The sequence below is a fragment of the Pseudomonas sp. BW7P1 genome, from assembly GCF_024981055.1.
Classification (GTDB): domain Bacteria; phylum Pseudomonadota; class Gammaproteobacteria; order Pseudomonadales; family Pseudomonadaceae; genus Aquipseudomonas; species Aquipseudomonas bananamidigenes.
This window is the reverse complement of record NZ_CP103374.1, coordinates 4,950,133-4,963,067: the sequence shown is the minus strand read 5'-3', so window position 1 is coordinate 4,963,067 and position 12,935 is coordinate 4,950,133. Positions and strand designations below refer to the sequence as shown.

The window sequence follows — 12,935 nt, the reverse complement described above, 5'->3', positions numbered from 1 at the left end:
TTTAAGTGTTTAAAGTGAATTCAAGAACGCCAGCAGCGCGGCACGCTGCCCGGCATTGAAAGACAAAACCTGTTGCTGCGCCGCACGGGCTTCGCCGCCATGCCAGAGCACGGCTTCGAGCAGGTTGCGGGCGCGACCGTCGTGCAGGAACTGGGTGTGGCCGCTGACCGCCTGTGTCAGGCCGATGCCCCACAACGGCGGGGTGCGCCAGTCACGACCCCCGGCCTGGAATTCGCTGCGGTTGTCCGCCAGGCCCTCGCCCATGTCATGCAGCAACAGATCGCTGTACGGACGAATCACTTGATTGGCCAGTTCAGGTTCGGCCGCGTTGGCGGCGGTGGTGTATTTCGGTGTGTGGCAGGACTGGCAGCCCGCCTGGAAAAACAGATTCTTGCCGGCCAGCACCTGCGCATCGTTGACGTTCCGGCGGGCGGGAACGGCCAGGTTGCGGGTGTAGAACAGCACCAGGCGCAGGATGTTGTCGCTGACTTCCGGTTCGCCGTCCGGGCCGTTGCCATTCGGTGCCTGTTTACAGGCGGTTTGCGCATCGGTGCAGTCGTCGAACGGTCGCAGACTGGTCGTGAGGCCCATGTCTCCTGAGAACGCGTGAACATTTTGCTGATTGAGATTCGGTTGCCCGGCTTTCCAGCCAAATCGGCCCATTACGGTCTTTTGCTGCTCGTCGTCCCAGACCCGGTTGGGTCGGCCGTTGATGCCGTTGTTCTCTTTGGCCTGTGCGGTGGCGTTGGCGAGGATGGCTTCTTCCGGAATGGCTTCGAGCAGGCCCAGACCGATCATCGGCGGCGCGACCCGTGCAGAGAAACGTGTGTCCGGGTGCATCGGGCCATAGCCGAGCTGGCTGAACTGCAACACCGGTTTGCGCAGCTCGACTTCGGTGCCGTCCTTGAAACGCACGGGCACTGGCGTGTAGTCGACCCGCACCTTGCCTTCCGGCGCCACGCCCGGGATCGCCATGTCCTGGAACTGCCCGCCGTAGACCGGCTCCGGCACCACCCCGACCTGCTCGATCAATCTGGCGTACTGCGGCGCATCGGGAATCGACAGACGCACCAGCATTGACACGGCGTTGGGTGCATCCGGCGTCGGTGGATGGCCGCGCCCGTCCTTGATGTGACAACCCTGGCAGGCGTTGGTGTTGAACAGCGGGCCGAGGCCATCACGGGCGGTGGTGGTCGACGGCGCGATCACCCAGGGGCTGCGAAAGAAACTGTTGCCGACGCTGAAGTCCACGCGGCGCGAGGGCGGCAGATTGGCCGAGGGCTGGGAGAATGCATTCTGATCCGTCTTGCGCACGGTCGCCGCGCCGCCGGAACGGGCCTCGCCGGGTTCGGCCCTGGTGAAATGCGGGGCGTCATCGCAGGCACTCAGGCCCAGGGCCAGAAACAGTGCGGACAAGCGAAGAGGCAACGACGGCATCAGACTTCCTGCGGACGGGCAAAAATAAAGGCGCAAAGTCTAACAGGGCGTGGGAGTTTGAATAAGAGGAATTATCGTTTGCTTGATGCACGTCAGGCCGGCCGAAACGAACAAGGCGACCCGAAGGTCGCCTTGTTCAGCCAGACAGTGTCGATCAGAACTCGTGATCGGCGTTGTCCGGGTTCAGGTCGCTGATGCCCAGTTTGCCGGCAGCCGCTTCGATCGAGGCGGTCTGCTTGACCAGCGAGGCAATGGCATCTCGCACGATCTGGTTGCCCGCGGTATTGCCGGCGGCGATCAACTGGTCGTAGTGCTCACCCTTGTTGGCGTGATCGACCATGACCTGGATCCTGGCTTCGGTAGCGGCCAGATCGGCTTTCAGGGCGGTGTCGGCAGCCGGGTCAACCTTGGCCACCAGCGACGACAGGCTCGGACCGGTCAGTTTGGTGCCGTCGACGCGGGTGTACTCGCCCAGGTAAACGTTGCGAATGCCCTTGGCATCGTAGAAGTGCGAGTTGTGGGTGTTGTCGCTGAAGCAGTCCTGTTCGTCTTCCGGGGAGTTCGCTTCCAGTGACACCTTCATGCGCTCGCCGGCCAGCTCGCCCAAAGACAGGCTGCCCATGCCGAACAGCATTTTGCGCAGGCCGCTTTCAGCCGGCTCGGCTTCCAGGGTGGCGCGGTAGTTGTCGGCCACGTTCGGTTTCCAGTTGCCGACCATTTCTTCCAGGTCGCTGACCAGCAGCTGGGTCACGGCTTTCAGGTAGGCACGACGGCGATCGTTGTGACCGCCGGTGGCTCCGGCGCCTTCCAGGTAGTCCGAGGCCGGACGGTTGCCGGCGCCCGGACCGGTGCCGTTCAGGTCCTGGCCCCAGAGCAGGAATTCGATGGCGTGGTAGCCGGTGGCGACGTTGGCTTCGGAACCGCCCAGCTCGTTCAGGCTGGCGAGTTTTTCCGGAGTGATGTCCTTGACGTCGACCTTGTCTTCGCCGACCTGCACTTCAGTGTTGGCAATGATGTTGGCGGTGGCGCCCGGATTGCCCAGTGCGTGTTCGTAGGATTTGTCGACGTAGTCGATCAGACCTTCATCCAGAGGCCAGGCGTTAACCTGACCTTCCCAGTCGTCGATGATGGTGTTGCCGAAGCGGAACACTTCACTTTGCAGGTAAGGAACGCGGGCAGCGATCCAGGCTTCACGCGCGGCTTTGAGCGTGTCGGCGTTCGGCTTGGCGAGGAATGCATCGATAGCGGTCTGCAGGGTTTTCGCAGTGGATTCGGCATCGCTGTAGACGGCGAAGACCATGTCGGCGTAGTGCGCGACCACAGCCTTGGCGGCGGCTTCGTCGACTTTACCGGCAGCGGCAGGTGCAGCCGGTGCGGCGGTGCTGGCGGCTGGCGTCGGCGCAGCCGGAGCGGCGGCCTTGTCTTTGCCTTCGCCGCAACCGGCGAGGGAAATGGCAATGGCCAGCAGACTGGCGGTAGCCAGAGGCATACGAATCATGGCGAACATCCTGCTTCGGTAATTGAGTGGACAGGCGCTTGGGTGCGCAAAAGCTGCGACATAATGCAAATCTTTCGCATTATGTGTAAAGGGTTGCAGCTGGAAATATTTCTTGTTTGCGCAGGGGTTGCCCTGGATCAACGGCGCCGGTTTCGCCCCGGCAACGGTTGGCGGCGACAGGTTCAGAGAATCACGGCATTGCTGCGTTGCGCCTGCTTGAGATAGACGCTCAGTTCCCGCGCCGGCAGTGGCTTGCTGTAGTGATAGCCCTGGCCTTCGTGGCAGCCTTCGGAAATGATGTAAGTCTCCTGCTCGGCGGTTTCCACGCCTTCGGCGATCACCTGCATGCCCAGGCTCTTGCCCAGTTGGATGATGGCGCGAACGATGGTCGCGTCATCGTCGTCGTCCAGCAGGTCCTGGACGAAACTCTTGTCGATCTTGATCTTGTCCAGTGGCAGGCTCTTGAGATAGCTCAGCGAGGAGTAGCCGGTTCCGAAGTCGTCGATGGCGATCAGTGCGCCGGAGCGGCGCAGGCTCAGCAAGTGCTGGGCGGCGGTGCTGATGTCTTCCATCAGGCCGGTCTCGGTGACTTCCAGCTCCAGGCTGCGTGGCGGCAGGCGGTACATCTGCAGCAGGTTGTTGACCACCCGCGGCAGCTCGGCGTGGTGCAGTTGCACTGTGGACAGGTTGACCGCCATGCGCAGGTCGACGAAACCCTGATCGTGCCAGTCGCGCAGTTGCTTGCAGGCCTGATCCAGCACCCATTCGCCGATGGCAATGATCGTGCCGTTCTGCTCTGCCAGCGGAATGAACAGGTCCGGCGGCACCAGTCCGTGCTCCGGGTGTTGCCAGCGGATCAGCGCCTCGACGCCTACCACGCGATGATCGCGATAGCTGATCTGCGGTTGATAGACGAGGTAAAACTGATCCCGCAGCAAGGCGTCGCGCAAGTCCTTTTCCAGCTCGCGACGGCGGCGCATTTCGCTGTCGACGCTGGCGATATAAAACTGATAGCGGTTGCGCGAACGGGTCTTGGCCAGGGTCATGGTCTGCTCGGCTTTCTGCAACAGCTTCTCGGTGCTGTCGCCATCCTCCGGAAACAGCGTGATGCCGATGGTGGCGCGCAGGCGGATCTCTTGATGGTCGAGGGCGAAAGGGGCTTCCAGATCGTCGAGGATGCTTTGCGCCAGTTCCGCCGCTTCGTAAGGTTGTTCGATGTCGGCCTGCACCAGGGCGAACTGGTCGCCACCGAGTCGGGCGAGGGCTCCGAGACGACCGCTGTGGGCGCGCAGACGATCCGCCAGGGCCAGCAGCAACTGGTCGCCGGTCTGGTAGCTGAATTGTTCGTTGATGCCCTTGAAGTCATCCAGCCCGACACACAACACGGCGACCCGACGCTGCAGCTTGCCGGCGTCCACCAGGATCTTGTCCAGTTGCTGTTGCAATTGCTGGCGGTTCGGCAGACCGGTGAGGAAGTCGTACTGGGCCATGCGCAGCAGGCTGTTTTCCGCTTCATGACGCAGATGGGTATTGCGTTCGATGGATTCGAGCAACTGGTTGGCGGTGTTGATCCAGATCCCGAGTTCGTTCTTCTCGTGTCCCTTGATCTGCGGAATCTTGTGTTCGCTGGGCCGGTCCGGGTTGATTTCGGTGAGGTGTTCGATGATCCGCGACAGCGGCTTGGTCAGCAGCCAGTGATAGACCAGATACAGCACCAGCCCCAGGGCCAGTGCGCGCAACACGCCGGAAATGAAGATGATCACCGAACTGACGATGAAACTCTGGCCGTAGGTCGCGGTATCGAGGGTGATGCTCAGGTCGCCGTAATACTCGCTGTAGGGTCCGCGACCCACCAGTTGGGTGGTGAACGTGCGTTCCTGGCCGAGGATCAGGTCGGTCAGCCAGCGGCTGCTCGATTGCTGCAATTCACGGGACTTTTGCGCGAGCATCGCTTCGTTGGGATGCCCGATGGATGCCTGACGCACGGCGTCGTCCTGGAACAGGCCTTCGATCACCTGCATGCCCATTTCCCGGTCCAGGCTGTAGACCGCCTGGGTGGAGGGATCACGGAACATGTCGAGGATGCGTTCGGCGTCGCCGGCGACCGCCTGGCGTGTCTTGTAGGCATCGAAAACGATTTGCGCGCAGCTCAAGACCACGCCGACGATCAATGCCGAAAGGAGCACGACCCGGAGCAACTTCACCGACAAGCTGTTCTTGAGTTCCAGCTTCAAAGGGTTATTCCTTGTTCCGTGCGGGTAGCGTCAAGTTGCCATGAGTATTGGCAATCCCGTGATGGCAGTCAAAGGGACAATCGAACCGCGGAAAAATTGTCCGTGGCCTTGGCCGAAATGCGGCTGCCTGGAGCGTTTGTCCTGATTGTACTGTGTCGGTAGTTTTGCCCTGCAACTTGAGGGACGTCAGACAAATTTTCCTCTGTTTGATGGTAGTTCGCCGTGGCTCGGGAGCAAGGGCGCAAGGGCTGCTTTGCGTGTGGGAAACGGCTCTGTTTGTGACGGGATTCGCCGACCTGATCGTGCAGAAATAAAAAACCCGGCAAAAGCCGGGTTTTTGTCTGGCGTGCAGCTCAAGCGGTGAAGGTCTTGCCTTCGAACTGCTCGGCCACGAACTTCCAGTTGACCAGGTTCCAGAATGCCTCGACATACTTCGGACGCAGGTTGCGGTAGTCGATGTAGTAGGCGTGTTCCCAGACGTCGCAGGTCAGCAGCGGGGTGTCGCCGCTGGTCAGCGGGTTGCCGGCGCCGATGGTGCTGGCCAGGGCCAGGGAACCGTCAGCCTTTTTCACCAGCCAGCCCCAGCCGGAACCGAAGGTGCCGATGGAGGTTTTGCTGAACTCTTCCTTGAACTTGTCGAACGAACCGAACGCCGCGTTGATGGCGTCAGCCAGTGCGCCGGTTGGCTGACCGCCGGCGTTTGGTGCCAGGCAGTTCCAGTAGAAGGTGTGGTTCCAGACCTGAGCGGCGTTGTTGAAGATACCGCCCGAGGAAGTCTTGACGATTTCTTCCAGGGTCTTGCCTTCGAACTCGGTGCCTGGCACCAGGTTGTTCAGGTTCACGACGTAGGTGTTGTGGTGCTTGTCGTGGTGGAATTCCAGGGTTTCCTTGGAAATGTGCGGCTGCAGGGCATCGTGTGCGTAAGGCAGCGGCGGCAATTCGAAAGCCATGATGATTCTCCTAATCAGGTCTGTTGCGGTGAGCGCAAGGCCGATCACGGGCGGCCAGAAATGCACCGGCGAGTTTTTACTCTTTGCGGCGCAGGGTTCGGATCATAGCACCGGGGGTGCGGCTTAACCACGCAACAACTGTGTGGGATAGAGGTTCCAGAGCCTTTTGGAATAAATCAGCTGGCGACTATCAATTGTCCCGCCACCGTGAACATCATCACCGCCACCAGCAGATCGAGAATTCGCCAGGTACCCGGCCGCGCCAGCCACGGTGCCAGCCATGCAGCGCCAAACGCCAGGGTGAAAAACCACAACAGCGAAGCGCTCGCCGCACCCACGACATAAGCGCCGGGCACCGATTGCTGTGCACCGAGAGAGCCGATCAGCAGCACGGTGTCCAGATAGACGTGGGGGTTGAGCAGGGTCACCGCCAGTGCACTGAGCATCACCGCCCGCAATGAGCGCACGGTCTGGTTTTCACCCTGTTGCAGGCTCTGTTTCGAGAAGGCCCGGCGCAACGCCTGGCTGCCGTACCAGATCAGGAATACCGCGCCGCCCCAGCGGGCGACCGCCAACAGTGTCGGATTCTGCGCCAGCACCGTGGCCAGGCCGAATACCCCCGCCGCCACCAGCAATGCATCGCAGGCCACGCACAGCGCGGCGACCGGCAAATGATGTTCACGACGCAGGCTCTGGGCCAGGACAAAAGCGTTCTGGGTACCGATCGCCATGATCAGCCCGAAGGCCACCAGCAGGCCGTTGGTATAGCTTTGCCACATGACGGTTACTCCGCGTTGGCTGCGAGATCGCGCAGCACTTGCATGGCGCGTTCGGCGTCGGCCTGGCCGACGAACAGATGGTCGTGGTAGTAGCCGGCAATCACGTTGCAACTGATCCCGGCCTTGCCCAAAGCAGTGGCGAACGCGGCGGTCAGGCCGACGGCCTCCAGTGCCGAATGCACGTTCAAGGTGATCCAGGCGGCGACGTAGTCGAAGCTGAAACCGGCTCGCTCGGCATGGGACCGTTCGAGAATCACCGTCAGGCCTTCCTGTTCACGGAAACTTCCAACCACTTCCAGACCGCTCGGCAAATGTCCATCGCGCACGGTGCAGAACACGTATTCGCCGGCATTGAACTGCGGGCTCATGCTGCGCAGCAGGGTGGTCAACGAGGTTTCACCAGCCATGGGGAGGATCCTTGATAAAGAGTGATTGCTGGCTATTCTCCGGGCAGACGCTGTATAAGAAAAACCAATAGTGCTGATCGCTCATTAGGAAAACTGATGTTCGACTACAAATTGCTTTCCGCTTTGGCCGCCGTGGTCGAGCAGGCCGGATTCGAACGGGCGGCGCAAATCCTCGGGCTGTCGCAGTCGGCGATTTCCCAGCGGATCAAACTGCTGGAAGCGCGGGTGGGCCAACCGGTGCTGGTGCGCGGAACTCCACCGTCACCCACGGAAATCGGCCGGCGTCTGCTCAACCATGTTCAGCAGGTGCGCCTGCTGGAACGGGATCTGCAAAGTCTCGTGCCGGCGCTGGACGAAGAGGGACTGCCGGAGCGTCTGCGTATCGCATTGAACGCCGACAGCCTCGCGACCTGGTGGGCCGAGGCGGTGGGGGACTTCTGCGCCGAACAGCATCTGTTGCTCGACCTGATCGTTGAAGACCAGACGGTCGGCCTCAAACGCATGCGCGCCGGTGAAGTGGCGGCTTGCCTGTGCGCCAGTGAGCGACCGGTGGCAGGCGCCCGCAGCGTATTGCTCGGGGCGATGCGCTATCGGGCGCTGGCCAGTCCGGCGTTCATCGGGCGACACTTCCCCGACGGCGTGCGGGCCGAACAACTGCCGCGCACCCCTGCGCTGGTGTTCGGCCCGGACGACTTTCTGCAACATCGTTATCTCGCGTCTCTGGGGGTCGATGGTGGTTTTGAGCATCATTTATGCCCGTCATCCGAAGGTTTCATCCGCCTGGCAGAAGCCGGGCTCGGCTGGGGGTTGGTGCCTGAACTGCAGGTGCGCGAGCAACTGGAGCGCGGCGTTTTGCGTGAACTGTTGCCAGATAAACCGATCGACGTGCCGTTGTACTGGCATCATTGGCGCAATGGCGGCCAACTGCTGGGGTTGTTGACCGAGCAATTGGTGCGTTCGTCGTCGCAATGGCTGGTGCCGTTGGACTGACGGCCATCGTCAAGACTCACGAATCAGGCAAAACGAAAGACAGCGGAGCTCTACATGAAAATTCTGGTCACCGGCGCGAGCGGCTTCATTGGCGGGCGCTTTGCGCGTTTTGCCCTGGAGCAGGGCCTGGACGTGCGGGTCAACGGCCGCCGGGCCGAAGGCGTCGAACATCTGGTGCGTCGTGGTGCCGAGTTCGTTCAGGGTGATCTGAGTGATCCGGAGCTGGTGCGTACGCTCTGCGCCGATGTAGAGGCCGTGGTGCATTGTGCCGGCGCCGTCGGGTTGTGGGGGCGCTATCAGGACTTTCATCAGGGCAATGTGCAGGTCACCGAAAACGTGGTCGAGGCCTGCCTCAAGCAGCGGGTGCGGCGCCTGGTGCATCTGTCGTCGCCGTCGATCTATTTTGACGGTCGCAACCACCTCGGCCTGACCGAAGAGCAAGTGCCCAAGCGTTTCAGGCACCCCTATGCGGCGACCAAGTATCTGGCCGAGCAAAAGGTCTTCGGCGCCCAGGAGTTCGGCCTCGAAACCCTGGCCTTGCGCCCGCGCTTCGTCACTGGCGCCGGGGACATGAGCATTTTTCCGCGTCTGCTGAAGATGCAGCGCAAGGGGCGTCTGGCGATCATCGGCAATGGTTTGAACAAGGTCGATTTCACCAGCGTGCACAACCTCAATGAGGCTTTGTTGAGCAGCCTTCTGGCAGCCGGTTCGGCGCTGGGCAAGGCCTACAACATCAGCAACGGTGCGCCGGTACCGTTGTGGGATGTGGTCAATTACGTGATGCGCAAAATGGAAGTCCCACAGGTCACCCGGTACCGGTCCTACGGACTGGCCTACAGTGTGGCGGCCCTTAATGAAGGCGTTTGCAAACTCTGGCCGGGACGTCCCGAACCGACCCTGTCGCGCCTGGGCATGCAGGTGATGAACAAAAATTTCACCCTCGACATCAGTCGCGCCCGGCATTATCTGGACTACGATCCGAAAGTCAGTCTCTGGACGGCCCTCGATGAGTTCTGCGGCTGGTGGAAGGCGCAGGACATTCATTGATACGAAGTGCTGAACCCAGCCGCAGGTCGAGGGTCAATCCCTGCGGTTGCGGGGTTTATACTGCGCCGCAATCAGCCACTACCGGGTTTCACAAAGGTTGCCTCAATGTCCATGCGTAACGATGCTCACGACGACGATTTCGACGATGTACCCAGTCTGCGTGCCGACACCCTCGATGACGACGATTTCCCCACCACGGCGCGCACGTCCGTGCATTTGCGCACGCCGCCGGCGGTCAAGGTCAAGTCTGCCAGTACCGGGCCGTTGTGGGCGCTGGTCGGCGCCTTGTTCTTTGCCTTCATCGGTCTGGCCTGGTGGAGTTTCCAGCAGATCTCGCTGATGGAGCAGCAACTGGTGGCGACCCAGGAAAGTTTCGCGCGGATCAGTGAGGAAGCGGCAGGGCGTCTGCAGGATATTTCCGGCAAGGTCGTGGCCAGCCAGACCAACGTCAACACCGACAGCGAAGCGCTGAAATTGCAGATCAAGCAATTGCAGAATGCGCTTCAGGATCAAAGCAAACAGCAACAGGGCGTGGCCGGGCAGGCGACGGACCTGGACAAGCGTCTGGCGCAGATGAGCGCCCAGGCCGCTGAGCAACAGAACGCCAACGCCCAGTTGCAGGTCCAGGTCAAAGCCCTGAGCGCAGAGCTGGCGACGCTGAAAAGCACACCGGCCGATACCGGCAGGATCGACGCGCAACTCAAGGGCTTCGATGCGCAGTTCAAGAGCCTCGGTGCCGACATCACCACCCTCAAGAAACAAGGCAGTTCGAACGCCGCCATCGAACGTCTGGAACAGGAAATCGTCGTGCTCAAGAGCGAGCAGGACAACCGTCCGGCAGCGCAGGGCGCCTCCAGCACCGCCGAGTTCGATGCGTTTCGCGGGCAGATGACCCGCAACATCAACACCCTGCAGGCGCAAATCCAGAACCTGCAACAGCAGATCAACGCCCGGCCTTGAGCCTTTTCTGTGGCGAGGCAGCGACCGCCCTCGCCACCGTAACATTCAGAAGCTTTGCGAATATCCCTGCATCCCTTAACGCCGTCTACGCTCTTGAAACACCAACAGGAACGAGGGATGCGTCATGGGGTTTGTGCAAAGACTGGCCTGGCTCGGCGCGGTGCTGTTGTTGAGTTTTTGTCAGGCCAATGCGGCCACGGAAAAGGACGACAGCAAGGCGGCCATCGCCCTGCTGGAAAAGGCGCTGGCCTACTATCACGACAACGGTGACAAGGCGTTCGCGGCATTCAGCCGCCAGGGCGAATTCGTCGACAGGGATCGCTACGTGTTCGTGGTCGATACCAAGGGTGTGATGCTCGCCAGCGGCGGGCCGTCATCGGCGCTGATCGGCCGGGATGTGAGTGAAGTGCTCGGGCCGGATCTGCAGAAAGCCTTCAAGGATGCCTTGAAAGTGCCGGAAGGCAACGGCATTCAGCAGGCCGAGTACCGTTGGCAGAATCAGGCCGACGGCAGGGTCGAGCGCAAGCATGTGTTCTATCAGCGCATCGGTCAGCGGATTCTGGCGGTGGGCTACTACCTGCCGCGAGCGTCGGCGGAGCAGGCGAAATCCTTGCTCGACAAAGCCGCTGCCGATTTGATCAAGGACGAAAAGGGCACGCTGACGGCGATCAATTCGCTCAAGGGCGGGTATCTGCAGGATGACCTGTATGTGTTCGTGGTGGATCTGAACACCCGGCGCTACGTCGCCCATGGCACCAACCTGCGATTGATCAACACCGACTTCGCCAAGGTCAGGGACCCGCAAGGCAAACCGGTGGGCGAACCGATTCTGGCGCTGATCGGCAAGCAGGACGAGGGTGAATACGAATACCGCTGGAAGAATCCGGTGACCGGCAAGGTCGAGGACAAGCACGCCTACCTGAAGAAGGTCGGCGGGTTCCTGGTGGCGGTCGGTTATTACAGCGCTTGAGTGCACATCCCTGTGGGAGCGAGCTTGCTCGCGATGCAATGTGTCATTCACCAATATCGTTGACTGACACACCCCCATCGCGAGCAAGTCGAGTCGTCGCACCGTCGCTCCCACAGGTCATGCGGTGTTCGTTGGTCAGCGGACGCCGTGCTCACGCCCGCGCAACAAGCGGTTCGGCATGGCAATCGCCGCTGCCAGCCCCAGCAACGAAACCCCGGCGCTGACCATCAGCAAATGCCGGAACGTCACCAGCAACTCGGCGCGCAACGCGTTCTGCGCATCGCCGGGAGCTGCGTTCAACCCATCGAGCAACACATTGCCGGAATGGCCTTCACCGAGCAGCGATGCGCCGGTCAGGTGGGCGAAGCTGGAGTCCTGCAACAACGCCAGCAACAGCGCCGACATCAACGCCACGCCCACCGCGCCACCCAACGAGCGGAACAGATTGGTGGTGCTGGTGGCGACGCCGATGTCCTTTTGTTCCACCGAGTTCTGCGTGCCGACCAGCGATGTCGGGAACTGCATGCCACCGGCGATACCGCTGAGCAACATGAACAGGCTGCTGACCAGCGTCGCACCGGGCGGGCTGAAAGCCATGCCGAGAATCGAGATCGGCATCAGCAGCGCACCCGTGAGAATCTGCGGCTTGTAGCGCCCGGTGATCGAGGTACGGCGTCCGGCGAAATACGCACCGATCGGCAACCCCATCGCCAGTGGCAGCAAGTGCAGTGCCGCGCTGTCCGCACCGGCACCGGTCACGCTCTGAAAGCGCAGCGGCATCAGCACGATCAACGAAATCGCCTGGAAGCTGCAGAAGAAAATCGTGCACCAGCACAGCAGGGCGTTGCGGTTGGTGAACAGATGCATCGGCAGCAACGGCTCCTGCGCACGGCGTTCATGCCAGACAAACACCGCCAGTACCGCCACCGCGCAAGCGAACAGACCAAGCACTTCACGGCTGCGCCATGCATGACCCTGACCGACCTGAGTGATCGCCAGCAACAGTGCGGTCAGACCGATGATCATCAGCAGAGTGCCGAGGTAGTCGATGACCGGTTTGCGCTGGGGAATCGGCAGACCGACCAGATTGCGCCGAGCCACCCAGTACGCGCCAAGGCCCAGCGGCAAGTTGATCAGGAACACCCAGCGCCACGAAAGATATTCGGTCATATAGCCGCCGAGCACCGGGCCGGCAACGCTGGCCACCGCATACATGCTGCTGAAGTAGCCCTGATAGCGACCACGCTCCCGGGGCGGCACGATATCGCCGATGATCGCCTGGCTCACCGAAATCATTCCGCCGGCGCCGATCCCCTGGAAAATCCGCGCCAGCACCAGTTGCTCCATGCTCTGGGCCATGCCGCAGAACAGCGAAGAAAGAGTGAACAGGCCCATGCCGAACAGCATCAGTTTGCGCCGCCCGTACAGATCGCCGAGCTTGCCGTAGATCGGCACCGCCACGGTCATCGCCACCATGTAGCCGGAAATCACCCACGCCAGCAGGCTGACGTCCTTGAATTGCGCAGAGATGGCCGGCATGGAAACGGCGACGATGGTCTGGTCCAGTGCGCCTAGAAAAATCGCCAGCATCAGCGCGACCAGCACGCTGCGAATGGCCGGTTTGGGCGTTTCGGGGTGATTGAGAGTGGTCACGGGCAAACCT

11 protein-coding genes are annotated in these 12,935 nt (G+C 61.3%); 4 read left to right on the top strand and 7 right to left on the bottom strand.

The genetic code is table 11. The annotated features are described in order from the left end of the window. Positions 1–9: 9 nt before the first annotated feature. From NWV16_RS22320 to NWV16_RS22295, 6 genes are all read right to left on the bottom strand, one after another. Positions 10–1,437, bottom strand: a complete 1,428-nt coding sequence (locus NWV16_RS22320) for a di-heme oxidoredictase family protein (protein WP_260520791.1) — start codon at positions 1,435–1,437, stop codon at positions 10–12. Between the two features lie 154 nt (positions 1,438–1,591). After that, positions 1,592–2,935, bottom strand: coding sequence for an imelysin family protein (locus NWV16_RS22315; protein WP_260520790.1), 1,344 nt, complete (start codon positions 2,933–2,935; stop codon positions 1,592–1,594). A gap of 182 nt (positions 2,936–3,117) precedes the next feature. After that, entirely contained in the window at positions 3,118–5,169 is a 2,052-nt protein-coding gene (locus NWV16_RS22310) for a bifunctional diguanylate cyclase/phosphodiesterase (protein WP_260520789.1), read from the bottom strand. A gap of 353 nt (positions 5,170–5,522) precedes the next feature. Continuing rightward, the gene (locus NWV16_RS22305) at positions 5,523–6,119 is read right to left on the bottom strand and encodes a superoxide dismutase (protein ID WP_016773431.1); all 597 of its coding nucleotides are present in this window, start codon (positions 6,117–6,119) and stop codon (positions 5,523–5,525) included. A 176-nt stretch (positions 6,120–6,295) separates the two neighbouring features. Beyond that, positions 6,296–6,898: a LysE/ArgO family amino acid transporter gene (locus tag NWV16_RS22300; RefSeq protein ID WP_260520788.1), complete on the bottom strand. Its 603-nt coding sequence runs from the start codon at positions 6,896–6,898 to the stop codon at positions 6,296–6,298. Between the two features lie 5 nt (positions 6,899–6,903). After that, positions 6,904–7,305, bottom strand: a complete 402-nt coding sequence (locus NWV16_RS22295) for an ACT domain-containing protein (RefSeq protein WP_260520787.1) — start codon at positions 7,303–7,305, stop codon at positions 6,904–6,906. A gap of 96 nt (positions 7,306–7,401) precedes the next feature. On the opposite strand from NWV16_RS22295, the gene NWV16_RS22290 reads away from it, so the two are divergent. The 4 genes from NWV16_RS22290 (at position 7,402) to NWV16_RS22275 (ending at position 11,272) form a co-directional block, all read left to right on the top strand. Then, complete coding sequence (locus NWV16_RS22290) at positions 7,402–8,295, top strand: LysR family transcriptional regulator ArgP (RefSeq protein WP_260520786.1); 894 nt, start codon at positions 7,402–7,404, stop codon at positions 8,293–8,295. A 54-nt stretch (positions 8,296–8,349) separates the two neighbouring features. Then, positions 8,350–9,342, top strand: a complete 993-nt coding sequence (locus NWV16_RS22285) for an NAD(P)-dependent oxidoreductase (RefSeq protein WP_260520785.1) — start codon at positions 8,350–8,352, stop codon at positions 9,340–9,342. 105 nt (positions 9,343–9,447) lie between these two features. Beyond that, entirely contained in the window at positions 9,448–10,302 is an 855-nt protein-coding gene (locus tag NWV16_RS22280) for an ATPase (protein ID WP_260520784.1), read from the top strand. Positions 10,303–10,426: 124 nt separating this feature from the next. Beyond that, positions 10,427–11,272, top strand: coding sequence for a cache domain-containing protein (locus tag NWV16_RS22275; RefSeq protein ID WP_260520783.1), 846 nt, complete (start codon positions 10,427–10,429; stop codon positions 11,270–11,272). Positions 11,273–11,407: 135 nt separating this feature from the next. Here NWV16_RS22275 and NWV16_RS22270 read toward each other — a convergent pair whose 3' ends face one another. After that, a complete protein-coding gene (locus NWV16_RS22270; protein WP_260520782.1) occupies positions 11,408–12,925 on the bottom strand; it encodes an MDR family MFS transporter in 1,518 nt (505 codons plus the stop codon). Between the last annotated feature and the right edge of the window lie 10 nt (positions 12,926–12,935).